This is a genomic window from Legionella sp. D16C41 (assembly GCF_048541585.1).
In the GTDB taxonomy this organism is placed as follows: Bacteria; Pseudomonadota; Gammaproteobacteria; order Legionellales; family Legionellaceae; genus Legionella_C.
Genome location: NZ_CP183303.1, coordinates 663,250 through 679,743, shown reverse-complemented (window position 1 = coordinate 679,743; position 16,494 = coordinate 663,250). Strand labels below are relative to the sequence as shown.

The following is a 16,494-nucleotide window of genomic DNA, read 5'->3' as shown; positions in this document are numbered from 1 at the left end:
TGCTATAAACAATGCTTATTAGGATTTGTTGCACAATTATTAGAGTAATAATATTTTAAATTTGACACAAATAAGGGCGGCTCATTCTCCATTAAAAAAATAGCTTCAGGCTGAGCTTCCATATAATTTGAATCTTTTAAAATACGTTGATAAAAATTACCAGCATGAGGAAAAACCCATTTATCAAAGAAAGCAAGTAGTGTTTCTTGATCAGTAGCAAAGAAACGTGATCTTATATCACTTATAAGCTCACGGCGCATATCATAATTATTATTAAAGTAGAAGTTGCTATGATCTTGTCTCACTAAAATTAATGGGCCACCAGGATCCTTTTTAGTGCCAACATTAATCGTTAAAGCTGCTACAACACCTTTGGCATTCTCGACATAAAATTTTGTCCCTAACAAATTGTAACCATTAAATTGATTTAAATAATTTTGTAAATAATCAATTGCTTCATTACTTAATGGGTCAAAATAACTATTAATGGCAAAATTTACTGCGTAATGGTTATCTGGATTATATCCACAAAAAATATAAGTATTATAATAAAACTTATCGGGATTTATTTTTTGAATAAAAACCTTATCGATTTCTTCATTAACCTCCTCACAAGTTAAATTTAAATTTTCTACGTTACCTTTAACACGTACAATTTGCGTTGGATAATCTTTTCGCGCTAAAAATATATTTTGTGATAGCTGATTTACTTCAGTAGAATAATGCTTAATGATGGTATTTTTAGGCACTAAAGGCATTGAAAATATTACATTTTTTTGTCTATCTTGAGGACTAGCAAACGCTAAAATTGGACTTAAAATAAAAGGCGCAATATAATTGTTGACTCGCATAATAAACTCCTGTTTATTTTAAAGTTAACATCCTTGCAATTATTACTGTGCCACTGTAAAAAAAAATAATCAATTAGATCAGCATAAATTTAATCATTTATACTGTTGCTTAGTTTAGAGTCCCACCTATCCATACTCCTAGCTTTTACTAAGTTGTTAAGATAATTAACTTAAATATAACATTCTTAATGAATGTTATTTACATAAAAAATTATTGGTTGATGCAGAATATTTAGAGTTAAAATCAGGGCTTTCAAAATTGAAAAATCTATTTTTCTCATTCATTTTATGATGTTTTTTTTCTATTAACACGGTATTATTAAATAAGTCATTTAAGAGAGCTAAAGCATCTTTAAATAAAAATGATTTACATTCTTCAGTGTAAAAATATTTATAAGTAATTTCTAGTAAATTTCTTGCTTTTACAGCGCAATCTTTATTAGATAAAAAAATTAAAATAGAATTTTTATAAAAGTCTTCTAAAGAATTAGAATCATCTAAATTATTGCTTCCCTTACAAATTGCCAGCTTTTCATTATAAAAATTTTTTAATTTTAATAAATTATTTATGAGTTCAGGAATAATGTTTACTATATGTCCCTCATCTAAAATTGATATAAATATTGGATCATTTAATAACTCATTAGAAAACCTTTCAACTAATTTTTTAATTTGATTTTCATCTTCTAAGTTTTTATAATTTAATTCATCTTTGCTCTCTAAAACATTAGCAAGATAGTTAGTTTTTACTTCATGGTTCATTGGCTTAACAAAAATCATACTCTGATATAAAAAATTACGCTCATATGTTAAGTCTTTTAATTGACATAATCTGGTTAAACGATTTATTAAAATTTTTGAGAAATCAATAACAAATGGTTGATAGTTCTCGCCTTTAGCAAAATCTATTTGGGCAAAAGATGGGATACCTAAATACTTAGCTAAAATTGCTTGACTAGATTGACTAAGTAAATCTTTTGGTATTTCTTTCAAAGCGCATAAAACAATATTATCTATGAAATTATCATTAATTTCAGCTTGAAAATATTGTGCTCTTTGAGCAATAGCAGGAAATAACCCATTGATTTTTTTGTAATTAAAAATATATCCTTTGGTATATAATTTAAAATTAAACCATCCTTGGTATTCAAAAGGATTAAGTATATCTTCATAATAACCAAAGTAGCGAAATGCAGCGCCCCAATCTATACGAGCAAACTGTGTTGCTGTTTTATTATTAGACTCTAATACCTGTTTAATACATACAACATTACCACTATGTACACTATAATCGCCAAAAAGCATTGAGAACATTAATGCTATAGATAAGCCATAATAAGGCTTAAGCTCAGAGGTTAATAATGTATAATAATTTGGTCCACTTAGCATTTCTATAAGTGGGTTACGATCTGAGTTATCTTTAAATCCTGTACCAATTATTTTATATAATTCTGTAAAGTCTACCTTAGGTTGAATTAACCCATAAGAGCCGTCTTCAAATTTAATCCAATCTGCGTGAATTAAAGAATCAAAATATTGCGAAGGTATAAGTTTTCGCTGTTTAAATTCTTTTAATAATAAGCCAGCTAATAGTTCAGTGAACAATTCTTTATTATCATCTGGCTTTTTAATAAAATAAATACATCCTTCTTGATCTCTATAAAACCCTTTTGTTTGATTTTTTCCACCCAAATTACCATCAAGTTTAGTTAACTCTTTTTCTTTATACCTTAACATCAAATACTCCTTGGCAATAATAAATATCATTAATCTTTAGTCGTATCTTTGTTCCATTAAATATTATTTTTACTATGGAAACGTCACTTATGATTAATAAAAGCCATGTTAATTTAGTCAACATTTAATTGTGAATTTAAAACAGAGGTAGAATGAATCAATCAAATTGTTATTATATTAAAAAAACTGCTATTTACTTATCTTATCTCTGCAAGATAATAACTAAGTAATAATTAAAAGGCAGTAGTTTTACAAAGATTAATTTAACTTAAATTAAGAAAAGAATTTAGATAACTAGGTATTCTCTCATCTAACCAATAAATAGGCTGACCAGGAATATTGCCGCTGATAAATCCTACATGGCCACCCTTTTTACTTAGCTCTAGAATTACACAATCAGGTAACTGCTCAGCAGGAGGTATTATATCTGGTGTCATAAAAGGATCATCTTTAGCATGAATAATTAATGTTGGTGTAGTTATATAAGGAAGATAATTATAAGAGCTTGCTTTGCGATAAAGTTCATAAACATTCGTAAAACCATGGAGAGGGGCTGTAACATATTCATCAAAAGTCCAAAAACATTGCCATTTTTCCACATCTTTAAAAGCTTCTGGTAAAGGTGAGGTACTCGTTGCCCGTTTATTAATAAAAATCTGTTGTAAACGTCGTAGAAGACGTTTTTGATAAACTTTTGAAAAGCCCCGATTAACCCGATCTGCAACAAGTCGTAACTGGAAAGGAACACAAACAGCAACTGCAGTTACTAGCAAATTTTGTTTACTGTTTTCACCTAACCACTTTAATAAAACATTACCACCCATTGAAACGCCGATTGCTGCCTTACGAGTATGGGGTTCAAGCCTCGCAAAACGATTAATTACAAAGTTAAAATCTGCAGTATCCCCTGAATGATAGGCTCGAGGTAACCGATTAGGTTCATCGCTGGCACCACGAAAGTGCATTAAAACAGCACGCCAACCTTGCTTATTTAAAGCATGCATCAAACCCGCAGCATAAGGAGATTGAACACTGCCACCCAAACCATGTAATAAAATAACTAAAGGAGAATCAGCGGTTAATCCATTAATAGCCCAAGCGAGATCAACGAAATCACCATCACTTAACTCGACTCGTTCAATTTTATCAATAGGGGCCTTAATCTTACGTGTCAACGTAGGATAGATAGTTTGAGCATGTGCAGAAGGTAACCACCATGCTGGCTTAAAAGAGCTTTCAATTATCATATATTAGTATGGTATTCTGGACTAAACTCTCTTACTGCCTCAATTAGCACCGCCACTTTTTCAGGTGGAATATCAGGGGTAATACCATGACCTAAGTTAAATATATGGCCACTACCATAACCATAAGAAGCTAAAATACTTTTCACCTTTTCACGAATAGTAGCATCACTTTGCAGTAATGAAGCAGGCTCTAAATTACCTTGTAAAGCAACTTGACTACCCACTAAGGCGCGCGCATAAGCTAAGTCACAAGTCCAATCTAAACTTAAGGCATCACAGCCTGTAGCAGCCATCTGTTTTAACCACTGACCGCCACCCTTAGTAAATAAAATAATTGGTATACTTGGGTAGTGCTCTTTAAAAGTATGAACAATTTGCTGCATATAATTTAGGGAAAATTGCTGATATTGCTCTGTAGTTAGCAGTCCACCCCATGTATCAAAAATCATTATAGCATTTACACCCGCACGGGCTTGTTCAATTAAATAGCTAGTTACAGCTTGCGCTAGCTTTGTTAATAAGGTATGAGCTATTTCTGACTGTATGTCAAGTAATTGCATCATACGGTTAAAATTACGACTGCTTTTGCCTTCAACCATATAGCAAGCTAATGTCCATGGACTACCAGTAAACCCTATCAAGGGTAAATTAGTTGGCATTTCTTGCCTTATTAATCTTATTGCCGCAAATACATAAGATAGCTCTTTAGTTATATTAGGAACAGCTAAGGTTTCGATTGATTTTGCTGAGTGTAATGGTTTATGAAAACAAGGCCCTTCTCCTTCAGCAAAGTACAATCCTAAACCCATAGCATCAGGAATGGTCAAAATATCCGAAAAGACAATAGCAGCATCTAAAGGGTAGCGGCGTAAAGGCTGTAATGTCACTTCACAAGCTAATTCAGGATTTTGACATAAATTTAGAAAATTGCCTGCTCTAGCTCGTACTTCACGATACTCTGGTAAATAACGTCCTGCTTGGCGCATCAACCACACTGGGGTGCGCGCAATAGGCTTGCGATGAAGAGCACGAATGAATAGAGAATTGCTAACATCAATCATAGAAATCCAGAAGAAAAAACAATATTTTACCACTTTTAGCTTAGATAAGAATGCTAAATTTAATAGGTCATAATGTAATACGTTTTTATAATTTAGGTTAGTTTTATTCCATTTTCATAACGTAGTTTATTTTTTACTTCATCTATATGTTTTAAACGTAAATTAATAAATTCTAATCGCCGCGATAAAGATCCGCCAACATTAAATTGAGGATTATCACGAGCCTGTATCTCTAGATCAGCAATGACTTGTTTAACTGAGACATTATTTTGAATACGTTGAATTGCTTGTTTAACAATATAGTGATGTTTTCTATTCCAATGGCAGGTTATAAATAGGCTAAATGGTGGTGAAGTTGTATGTAATTTAGAATAATCATTAAGTATGGTAAGTGTATTTTCTGTAAAGCTTTTTTTCCTACTCCAAAGGTGGTTATATCGTTTACTTAATTTAAGCATACGATCATGCTCGATAATCCTAGAAATACCTATATCATTAAGAAATTTATTTTGTTGCGGCGTAAAATAGTTAGGCTTTTTAGTAATATAATTATTAAGCTCTTGGCAAGCTTCTTCTAAATAATTATCTTTTTGATTCCTTAAAAACTCTTTTACTTCTAAGCTCTCTAAATTAGAAATTTTAACAACTGCTATAATTAACTTTAAAAAGATCTTAGCTAGGTCAGCACTTGCTAATGTTTTCTCTACATTAATTATTGCTCGGCTATAAGGACAAAGCACTTCATTTAAACTAAGTGATTGCCCTGTAGGAGCAAATAATTTTTTTCTGTTTTCTTCCACAATTGCTGTTTGCAGCAAAATTAACTCTTCTAGAAATACACTAATTGGCAGATATTCAACTTCAGAATCTTGTTCTTGCTGATTTAAAATTAGTTGATGAAGTTGAGTTATATATTGAATAACAAAAATAAGCTCTCTTGGTAAATCCTCTGTAGTGATGATGAAATTGGAGTTTAGAGACATATTAGACAAATAGAAGATTATTGCATCTAGTACCTCACATGACTTTACAAGACGGTTAATACTAAAACCTTCCTTGACCATAGCAAGTAGTAAATCTTTATAAATAGCTTCTGTTGTATTACGAGGAATGTGCTGTTTTAATGCTAATTTGATATATGATTTGTCTTGTTCTCCTTCTTTTACTAATTGATGGCACTCTTGCAATTGTTTTTGTAATCCTATTATTGATTGTTTAGAAAATAACCTAACAAATTGGTTTTGCTCATAATAGACAAAGACGGGATCGCTTGGAATTTCATAGCTAATAGGGTCATAAAGACAAGATATTTTACCAGCTAAAGCTAACTTTTGTTGAGCATCTATTAAATTAATATATTTAAACATAACTAAATTTCTCATAAATCCATTTTAAGTAATTTGTTAAAACTTTACTGAAGCAACCATCAATCTGGCAGGTTTAAAGCTTTTATATTTTTGCTATTATATTTATGCTAATTTAACTACAGTAGCAAGTTAAATTTATGACCGTACTTATAGCTCTAACAATAATCATAAATTTTATCTTAGGACAAGATGTAAGCATTGCAAAAAGCAGCGTTAGAATAAAAGAGCACTTGATAGATACTTGCCATGCAGCAAAAAATGCGGGTTACGTAAGAACTCTATTAATTAATCGAATGATTAATTAATAGTCATACAAGCGACTTCTTTTTGCTTATTATTTTGTCAACTAAAACTTGCTATTAGACATCTACTTTAATTTTTAAAAGGATACCTTGAATGGATAGCCTTGAAATCACAGGCCTTACTATAGCTACCAAAATCGGCATACATACGTGGGAAAAGCGAATTATACAGCGCTTACTCTTAAATATTTCTATTCCCTCAGATTTTGTTAACTGTGCTGATGATATTAATAAAACAATTGATTATGCTAAGTTAGCAGAATTAGTGACTACTTTTGTTGAATCCAATTCTTTTAATTTAATTGAAACGGTTGCTGATAGTGTTGCAAATTTAATTAAAAAAGAATTTAAGCTAAATCAAGTTTCAGTCAGTGTAAGTAAACCCCATGCTATTAAAAATGCTATGGATGTTAAAGTATGTGTAAAACGTTAACTAGTCATTTAACTATAAAATTAAATTTTAGTTAACTTTTAAACTTAACAAGGCACCCTAACTAAAAATAAAGCTACTCGGCCTTACATCCTCATTTATTTCTTGTTCTTGGCTAGCAGTTTTTTTAAGGTTCTGGCTAAGCAAGAACTTGGTATTACTTACTTCCTCTTTAATAAGTGGCTTAGTGGATATCGATGAATTAGAATTAACTCGTTGGTCAGTATTTAAACTTAATGTATTTGTGATTGGATTATTCTTTTTAAATAACAAAGTAGTTGATAATAACAAGACAAATGCGCTAAATAAGCCTATGGCTGATAAAGTACAAACGCTGCTGAAAGCTGTGATAGCCGTTGTAAACGTAATAATTGGTAATGCTAAACCACCTGTGGCAATGGTTGCAGCTAACACACTGCCAATGATTAAAGCGCTTGCCCCTAATAACAGTCCAATAGAGAGATTTGAGCCTAATAGTTTTTTAGGCCATGAAATAGCCTCATCAAGAGCATTGTCAATTGTTAGCTGTGTTCGATAAGAATTAAATAAAACAAACAGTGTTGTTGATAACATAATAGTCATAGAAATTAATGGTGAAACAGCAATCCCTGCTATAGAAAAACTAATAATAAAAGCTAGGGAGGCAATGGTGCTATAAATTAAAATTCCTTGGTTTTGGATAGTATTTTGCTGTAAAGAGCGGTTTAACTTATTATGTTTGAATAAATAATTTAATGAGCCATTCAAACAAATATCAGTAAAAAATGCAGTTTTATCACTGGAGTCCATTGCGCAACTCACACCACCTTTTTCCGAAACGATTCGACAGCACGGAGCATCATTTAAACCGTCGCCTACAAACCATACTCCCTTAGGATTAACGCCAGGGTTATCCATAATTTTTCTTAGAAAATCCTCTTTATCCTGCGGCGTTTGACCTACATGAATATCTTCCTCAGCAAAAATAGAATTAATTTGTTTATTAAACCCTCTAGCCGATAAAAGATTATCACCAGTTAACATGATGATTTTTTTTCCTTCATTCTTTAGACGAGAGAGTGCTTCAATAATCCCTTTTCTTACTTCATGTTTAATATAGATAGCGCCCTTATAAATACCATCTTCTGCGACGTAAACAGCTGAAAAACCTTGGGCAATTTTGGTTTTATCGAGTTCAGGAAGAATAATATTATTATTTTTTAGATATTCAGCACTTCCAATTTGAATTAATTTTTCTTGCACTCGAGCAGTTAAGCCACGATTTTGCTCATCTAGTTTATGCTCTTTGACTTCATCAAAGAGAAGTTGATTATTTGCATTTGCTTCATAATAATTTTGAATTGCCCGAGCTAGGAGATGACCTCTTCCATGTAATTTTTCCAACAAATAAATTCTTTGCCATAGTGGTGAATTAAGCGCAATATCAGATGATTCTACTAAAGAATTACCGGTAGTTAATGTCCCTGTTTTATCAAATACAATAGTATGTATTTCATCTGTCTGGCCAACTGCTAAGCTTTCATCACGTAGATGAATACCCTTACTACTGCGATGATGAACACTGATTAACTTTGGCAATTGATGAGCGATTGCGATGGTGCAAGGACATACTGAAAATAAAATACCAATCACATTTGGTAAAATTAAAGCAGTAGCCATAACACTAAAAGCTATGGGAGCAAAGATAGCTGCAACCATTCCTGCACCAACTAACGCCATATAAATATAAGCAAATTGAGGTATTGCTTCTGAAGTAGCAGTATTTCTAGGACGATTTGAACGAAACAATAGACTATTAACAGTGCTATTATAAGTATTCTTGGTGGCATAAACTGTTACTTTTTGGCCAAGATTAATAGCTCCTGCAGGAATATTTTGCCAAAGTTGCTTACTTTGTTGTGACTCACCAGTTAGAAGAGATGCATCAATAATTGTATTACCTTGAACTAAAATACAGTCAACAGGAAAGCACTCACCAGGTTGAATCTCAATAAGCATACCTTTTCGTAGTAAATTTCGTTGTTTCTCTTGTGTTGCTGCAGTATTTAATATTTCCTGAATGAAAATTACATTGTCATCTATATCATTTAAAGAAATAGACTGAGAAGAATTTTGATTTTTACTTTTAAGAAGCATGTCTAATCTATGCGATAAAATTTCTAATTGAGCCTGCGATAATTGATAACAATGGTATCTTTCAGACATTTGTGGAAATAAAGCCTTTATTCCTTTTAATTGAACCTTTTTAGATTTTTCTAGAACAAGGCGTTTAATTTCATCCATACCATTAATACAGGTTATTAATATAATTGGCATGATAAAACTCATAAAAACCATAGAAAAACTAATAGCTAAAGGCATCGCCACACTATGAAAAATAGTATGCGCTAAAGATAAAAACCAGCCAAGGCTAATAGTAGTAGGCATATTGGCTAATTTTCTGGTACGTAAGTTACGAAAAAAATTAAGCAGATACTCACGCGCAGTAAAGGCTGTGGTAAGAAAAGACAGTATAGTTAAACTAGCAGTCAATAAAATTGAAGGAGGAAAAACAAATGCCAAAGTAATAATTAACCCTATAGCAATTAAATTGATTAATATATTTATCCAATTAGCTTTTTTATGTTTGCTATCTTGTTGTTCGCCCTGACCATCAATGACGTCAAAAATTATATCTTCTTTAATTTTAGCTAAAAGTTCATCATGGAAATTTTTTGGTGGAGAAAAATCAACTGCCTCACTTTCGATAGAAATTGTTAAGCGATGGATACCTAAACCATTAGGCTCTGCATCGACAATGAACTCTGCATCTGCAGGAAGCATTTTTTTTTCAATACACTCATTAATACAAGCATGAAGTAGGCTTTGAATTGTATTACCACAACTATCAAAACACATAATACCAGAAACTAGCAAAGACTCCTGAAAGATAGTTATTTTTTTCATATGAAGGAAGGACAGCTGAATAAAAAATGCTCTATTTTAAATTAGTTACTATTTAATTGCTAGACAAAAGAACCGTTGTTACATAGTTGGCTTTTTAAGCTACTTAAGCTTTTGAAAAATCGTTAATTAAATTGATTTATAAAGTAGAACTTAGTAGCTTATAGAGAAAAGAATTTAAACTTAAAAATTATAAGTTAGCTCAAACATCAATTTTTCGAATCATACCTTTCATATGCTCACTCCTTGTCATAGCAACCTGTGCTTTTTCAGCTTCAGCACGAGTAGGAAAAGGCCCAACAATTACCCGAAACCAATTAATATTGTTTTTATAAATAGGTGAAATTGCCACATCAAAGCCACGTAATACCAAAGCTGCTTTTAAATTTTCAGCATCTTGGCGTTTATTAAAGGCTGCAATTTGAATTAAAAATGCTTCTTTAGCGCGCGTAGTAGCAGAGGCAGTAATTTTACCATCAGCTATTGGTGCACCTTGATGACTCAAGGTAGAAGCTTGACTAGGTAGAAGTGCTAAAGAATTATTCACGAATTTTTGCTTTGCAGTAGCTTGTATTTGTGTACTATTATTTGCTCCTTGTATTGCACCTTGAGTAGCTATACCTGGTGTTATTTGGGAGACTGCGCCTTGCTGAGACTTAGCATTTGCTACTATAGGCCGATTCGCTATTGTAATAGGTGGTGAATTGTCCTTAGCTAATAGCGTATAAAATTCAAATTTTGGTTTAATAACTGGCTGTTTAGCAATTTTCTTTTTCTCAGTTGTTATTTCCTTGTTGTTATTAGCTAAATAGCTATTAACCCAGCTTGTAAAACTGGTAAAATCAAAAATAGTCGCTGTAAGATAGCCACATAAAAAAGAAGCTAATAATGCTATTAATTGTTTCGGAACATTACGACGCTCTTTAACTGATCCCTTTTTAACATAATCCTTTGCCATCACATACTCTCAGGGGTTGAAACACCTAATAATTGCAATCCATTTCTTAATACTTGCCGTACTGCACTTAGCAGACACATACGAGCATTACGTAGTGATTCACTTTCACATAATAAAATTATTGCATTGTAATAGCTATGTAGTCCATTAGCTAATTCACGTAAATAATAAGCAAGCTGATGTGGCTCGCTATTTACCGCTGCTAAATTAATTATTTCTGGATAACGAGTTAGTAAAGTCAATAAAGTTATTTCATGAGGTTCAGTCAGTTCTGCAATAGATTGTAATCCTTGTTCTATATTTAATGTATATTGTCGTTCTTGTAATTGACGTAAAACACTGCATATTCGCGCATGCGCATACTGTATATAGTAAACTGGATTTTCATTGGATTTTGATTTTGCTAAATCTAAATCAAAATCCATATGTTGTTCAGGTTTACGTATGACATAAAAAAAACGTGCTGCATCATTACCGACTTCTTCACGTAACTCTCTTAGAGTCACAAATGATCCGCTACGTGTTGACATTTGCATACGCTCGCCACCACGATATAAGATCGCAAATTGAACGAGTAAAACATCTAAGGCTCGTTCGTCATGACCTAACGCTGTAACAGCAGCTCGAATACGTGAAACATAACCGTGATGATCAGCCCCGAAAATATCAATTACTCGTTCAAAGCCACGATTATATTTATCCCAATGATAAGCAGCATCTGAAGCAAAATAGGTAGTTTGGCCATTAGCACGAATCAATACGCGGTCTTTTTCATCACCAAATGCAATGGCTTTAAACCACACTGCCCCATCTTTTTCATACGTGTGTCCTGCTGCTTTTAAATCATTGATACTCTTTTCAAGCGCTTTACCTTCTAATAAAGAGCGTTCTGAAAACCAGCAATCAAAATGAACACCAAATTCATCTAAATCATTTTTAATATCAGTAAGTACTGAATCTAGTGCTTGCTGATGAAATAAATTAAAGCTTGCTGTACCTAGTAGACTTTTCATACGGGCAATAAGAGCATCAATATAAATTTCTTTATCGCCACCGTCTGTCTCATCAGGCGGCAAGCCTTCAGTAATATCAGACCAAGGATAAACATATTGCTGGCTATACATTGTTAAACAATCTTTAGCAATAGCCCAAACATAATCACCGCGGTAACCATTAACTGGAAATATTAACTGGCTACCTGCAAGTTCAAGATAGCGAAGCCATACACTTACAGCTAAAATATCCATCTGCCGGCCAGCATCATTAACATAGTATTCACAATGTACCTTAAACCCTGCTGCTCTTAAAATATTTGCTAAAGTTGCACCAAAGGCAGCACCGCGCCCGTGACCAACGTGAAGAGGCCCAGTTGGATTAGCTGAAACAAACTCAAGAATTATTTTTTTATTTTGGCCAAGATTAGAACGGCCGAAATTGTCCTTTTCTGTTAGAACAGTGGCAATAACTTTTTGCAAAACATCATTATTAAGAAAGAAATTAATAAATCCTGGTCCAGCTATTTCTATACGGGTAATTTCTGGATGAGGATCTAATGCGCCCACAATTAAATCAGCCATCTGTCTGGGCGGTTTTTGACAGGGTTTAGCTAGCATTAATGCTAAATTAGTAGCAAAATCACCATGATTGGTATCTTTTGCTCGCTCAACCTTAACCTCAATGTTATGATCTTCTGCTAAAATACCTTGCGCTTTAAGCTTAATTAAGACATCAATAAGTAATTGTTCTACAATCTGCTTCATTAGATTTTTCGTTCATCAAAAGGCAACTATTATGCTCTTTTTCATGCCAGAAGCAAAGCTTTTGCTGATGTCTGCTGTCTAAGCTAAAAACTGTCTATAGCATCACCCACTAAGCTTTATACTTTGTTGCAAGCTCTTACAGCTTAAGTCATGTACTTCGGTGTACACTCCTTCGCCTCCTTCACTTGCGCCTTGTCTAAAACTTAGTGAGTAACGCTATACGCTATAGTCAAAGCCCTTCATCCTCTAAATTTTAAGCGCTAAATTTTATACTTTACTCTTCAACTGGTAATTTTTCATACGCTTTTTTAACATAACCGTCTTGCGACAAAATGATAGCTATAGGCCTCGTCGCTTTAAAATGCGCAAACACAATCATCATCATGACGGTAATTGGTACAGCCAAGAACATTCCTAAAATCCCCCAAATTTCCCCCCAAAATGCTAAGGAAAATAAAATTATTAACGGACTTAAATTAAGTGATTTACCTAAATATCTAGGCTCAACTAGATTACCAATTACAAAATGAATAAAAATAAAACCAAAAGAAATAATAAGAAATGGTAGCCAATTATAAAATTGCAAGATGGCCAGTAAAGAGGGGAAAATAATTCCAATAATAGCGCCTATGTTAGGAATAAAATTGAGAAAAAAGATAAGTAATGCCCAGAATTCAGCGAAATCAAGTCCCACAATTTTCATTAATATCCAACTAGCAAGGGCTGTAATTAAACTTAGAAAAGTTTTTAATCCTAAATAAGTTTGTGTATCCTGGACTATATGATTAACTATATTATCTACTAACTCTCGATGGTCAGTTTGCGTAAATAAAGCATCCATTTTTTGTCTTAAAAAATGTTGTTCTATAAATAAAAACAAAGCATATAAAGTGATAAGAACAGTTGATCCTGTAATGGTAGTAAATACCGAATAAATATCAACTAATAAGTTCTGTACATTAAGATTTTTTATAAAACTATTAAATCGTGCTAATGTTTTGATTTGAAAGAAACTATCAATACTTCTAAAAATATTCATTAAATTGTCTTGATAGTGCGGTGCAACATCAACCACCTCCATAATATTATTAGAAATAATATTAACTAAAATACTGATTAAAATCCCAACTATTAATAAGGCAAGTACCATTCTAAGCCAAGTAGGCAAACGTATTCCAATAACAGGCATATGCTTTATCGAAGAACTAATGGTATTAAGCAGATGCCAGATAAAAATAGCGATAACCAATGGAATAATTAAACCACGGCCAACAATTAACAAATACCCAATCAGGTAAACTAAAATCATTCCAGCGGCAAAACTTACAACACGATTCATTCCTTAGCTTCCTTCTTTTAGGACTATAGGTAAAAAATTTTAATAACTATAGTCTCACTTTGAATATAATATTCTCATTTTTCTTGCTTACGTCTCTATTTCACGTTAAGTAAGTTATTTGCAAAGCCTCTCATCTAGCGCCTCTGCTGAGTTTCCTGCTATTATTCTTCTTTTAACTTATTTATCATACCGTGCTGTTACAATCTTGTGAAACATTACCGGGTATTGGGCCTGCTTTAGCTGAGAAACTTAGCCGATGCGGTATTAAAACAGTTGGTGATCTTCTATTTCATCTTCCTTACCGTTATCAAGACAGAACACGGATTACACCTATCCAAGATTTACGTCCAAATGAATATTGTGTCATTGTAGGACAAATTTGCAAAATAGAAATTAAATACGGCAAGCGCATGATGCTTTATTGTTACGTACAAGATAAAACAAGTGCTATTTTACGGTTGCGTTTTTTTCATTTTAATAAACAACAAATAGCGACACTTAAAACCAACACTTGGTTACGTGCTTTTGGTGAAGTACGCGAATTTGCTAATCAATTTGAAATGATTCATCCAGAATATCGAATTTTAGAAAATGAGCAAGATATTACAGTCGATGAAACCTTAACTCCCATTTATCCAACTACGGAAGGCCTAACCCAAAGTCGTATTCGCCAATTAATTAAAATGACTTTAACTAATTATCAATCTGCATTAACAGAACTAGAGTGGCTAACTGATAATCAATTAAAAGGCTATAATTTTCCTTCTCTAGCACAAGCCATCAACTTCGTTCATAATCCACCACCTGATACAACAATGAACACACTTGAAGAGGGTACTCATCCTGCGCTACAAAGAATGAGCTTTGATGAGTTACTTGCGCAACGTTTAAGCATGCAATTTGCAAGGCTTTACCGCAGTCAATTCTATGCGCCTCCTTTTACATTAGATGAATCTTTATATAATCGCTTTCTTCACCAACTCCCTTTTTCCTTAACTCAAGCTCAACTACGTGTCACTGAGGAAATTAAACAAGATTTAAAAAAAAATAAACCAATGCTTAGATTAATTCAAGGTGATGTAGGCTGCGGAAAAACGACTGTAGCAGCAATAGCTGCGTTGCAAGCTATTTCAGAAGGCTATCAAGTTGCGCTAATGGTCCCGACTGATTTATTAAGTGAGCAGCATGCGATTAATTTTCAAAAATGGTTTTCGCCTCTAGGGCTTTCCTGTGTACGCTTAAGTGGAAAAATGAGGGCAAAAGAAAAACGAGAAATTTTAACCCATTTAACTACCGATCAATGTCATATTGTCATCGGTACACATGCTTTATTTCAAGAAGGGGTTGAATTTAATCGACTAGGTTTAATTATTATTGATGAACAACATCGCTTTGGCGTAGAACAGCGTTTACTGTTACAACAAAAAGGCCAACAAGAACAATTAATGCCTCATCAATTATTAATGACTGCAACGCCTATTCCACGTACTTTAGCGATGACCCAATTTGCTCATTTAGATATTTCTATTATTGATACTCTACCTCCAGGCCGGGTTCCTGTTCATACTGCCGTTATCAATCAAGCTAAGCGGGAGCTTATTATAGAGCGACTTCAAACTGCCATTGCTAAAGGAATGCAAGCTTATTGGGTTTGTACACTCATTGAAGAATCTGAGAAATTACAATGTACCGCTGCCAGTTTAACTGCTAAAACATTGCAAGAACAATTACCTAATATCCGTGTAGGTTTAGTACATGGAAAAATGAAAGCGCTTGAAAAAGAAGCTATTATGTGTGCATTCAAAACTAGAGAGTTAGATTTACTTGTCGCGACTACAGTCATTGAAGTCGGAGTAGATGTTCCTAACGCTAGCCTTATGATTATTGAAAATGCAGAACGTTTAGGACTCTCGCAACTTCATCAATTAAGAGGCCGAGTAGGCCGAGGTAATAATCAATCATATTGCTTATTACTCTATCAATCACCTCTTTCAGAACTAGGTACCGAACGCTTACAAACCATGCGCACCACCTCAGATGGTTTTATTATTGCTGAAAAAGATTTACAGCTTCGAGGGGCAGGAGAATTTTTAGGAACAAGACAAACTGGCTATCGCCAGTTTAAAGTTGCAAATCTTTCCAGAGATAATGTCCTTTTACCCGAGGTAGCTCGCTGCAGCAATCATTTAATAGCCCACGCGCCAGAAACAGCTAAACTAATTGCTCAACGCTGGTTAGGCCAATTTGAACAATTTTTACAGAGTTAATAACTTTATAGTTGCCGACACTTAATAGTTTAACTTCCCCCTCCCCCTGACCCTAGGAAGAGGGTTAATGGGGAGTAAAATTAATCACACAATAGTAACTACGTATTTGATAGCTAAACTAATTAAATAAATTTAAAACATACAAAATTTTAAGTTAAATTCATGTCAAGACTAGACAATAATTATTTCTCTGTTACTATAGCCAGCCTTTGCATGCTTCTAATCTAATATC

The 16,494-nt window shown here is 33.2% G+C and carries 11 protein-coding genes; 2 read left to right on the top strand and 9 right to left on the bottom strand.

Annotation, left to right across the window (positions count from 1 at the left end; translation table 11 throughout):
* Nucleotides 1-2: 2 nt before the first annotated feature.
* From ACNVED_RS03015 to ACNVED_RS02995, 5 genes are all read right to left on the bottom strand, one after another.
* Nucleotides 3-851 carry an Lpg0189 family type II secretion system effector gene (locus ACNVED_RS03015; RefSeq protein WP_419420285.1) on the bottom strand — a complete coding sequence of 283 codons (849 nt, stop codon included), beginning with the start codon at nt 849-851 and terminating at the stop codon, nt 3-5.
* Between the two features lie 195 nt (nt 852-1,046).
* On the bottom strand, nt 1,047-2,618 hold the full coding sequence (locus ACNVED_RS03010) for a hypothetical protein (RefSeq protein ID WP_419420284.1): 1,572 nt from the start codon (nt 2,616-2,618) through the stop codon (nt 1,047-1,049).
* 233 nt (nt 2,619-2,851) lie between these two features.
* Nucleotides 2,852-3,835, bottom strand: coding sequence for a hydrolase (locus ACNVED_RS03005; protein ID WP_419420283.1), 984 nt, complete (start codon nt 3,833-3,835; stop codon nt 2,852-2,854).
* Nucleotides 3,832-4,896 carry a uroporphyrinogen decarboxylase gene (gene hemE / locus ACNVED_RS03000; RefSeq protein WP_419420282.1) on the bottom strand — a complete coding sequence of 355 codons (1,065 nt, stop codon included), beginning with the start codon at nt 4,894-4,896 and terminating at the stop codon, nt 3,832-3,834. The genes ACNVED_RS03005 and hemE overlap by 4 nt, the downstream gene beginning before the upstream one ends.
* A gap of 92 nt (nt 4,897-4,988) precedes the next feature.
* On the bottom strand, nt 4,989-6,263 hold the full coding sequence (locus ACNVED_RS02995) for a DUF5617 domain-containing protein (protein WP_419420281.1): 1,275 nt from the start codon (nt 6,261-6,263) through the stop codon (nt 4,989-4,991).
* Nucleotides 6,264-6,659: 396 nt separating this feature from the next.
* Between ACNVED_RS02995 and folB the strand changes: the two genes are divergently transcribed.
* Complete coding sequence (folB, locus tag ACNVED_RS02990; RefSeq protein WP_419420280.1) at nt 6,660-6,998, top strand: dihydroneopterin aldolase; 339 nt, start codon at nt 6,660-6,662, stop codon at nt 6,996-6,998.
* Between the two features lie 57 nt (nt 6,999-7,055).
* Here the strand turns inward: folB and ACNVED_RS02985 are convergent, their stop codons facing one another.
* The 4 genes from ACNVED_RS02985 to ACNVED_RS02970 all read right to left on the bottom strand — a co-directional run bounded on the left by ACNVED_RS02985 (nt 7,056) and on the right by ACNVED_RS02970 (nt 13,995).
* Nucleotides 7,056-9,941, bottom strand: a complete 2,886-nt coding sequence (locus ACNVED_RS02985) for an HAD-IC family P-type ATPase (protein WP_419420279.1) — start codon at nt 9,939-9,941, stop codon at nt 7,056-7,058.
* A 199-nt stretch (nt 9,942-10,140) separates the two neighbouring features.
* Nucleotides 10,141-10,896 (bottom strand): SPOR domain-containing protein, encoded by a 756-nt coding sequence (locus tag ACNVED_RS02980; protein ID WP_419420278.1) that lies wholly within the window; start codon nt 10,894-10,896, stop codon nt 10,141-10,143.
* Entirely contained in the window at nt 10,896-12,656 is a 1,761-nt protein-coding gene (gene argS / locus ACNVED_RS02975; protein WP_419420277.1) for an arginine--tRNA ligase, read from the bottom strand. The genes ACNVED_RS02980 and argS overlap by 1 nt, the downstream gene beginning before the upstream one ends.
* Nucleotides 12,657-12,930: 274 nt before the next feature.
* Entirely contained in the window at nt 12,931-13,995 is a 1,065-nt protein-coding gene (locus ACNVED_RS02970; RefSeq protein ID WP_419420276.1) for an AI-2E family transporter, read from the bottom strand.
* A gap of 191 nt (nt 13,996-14,186) precedes the next feature.
* Here ACNVED_RS02970 and recG point away from each other — a divergent pair, with 191 nt between their 5' ends.
* Nucleotides 14,187-16,262, top strand: coding sequence for an ATP-dependent DNA helicase RecG (gene recG / locus ACNVED_RS02965; protein WP_419420275.1), 2,076 nt, complete (start codon nt 14,187-14,189; stop codon nt 16,260-16,262).
* Nucleotides 16,263-16,494: the final 232 nt, after the last annotated feature.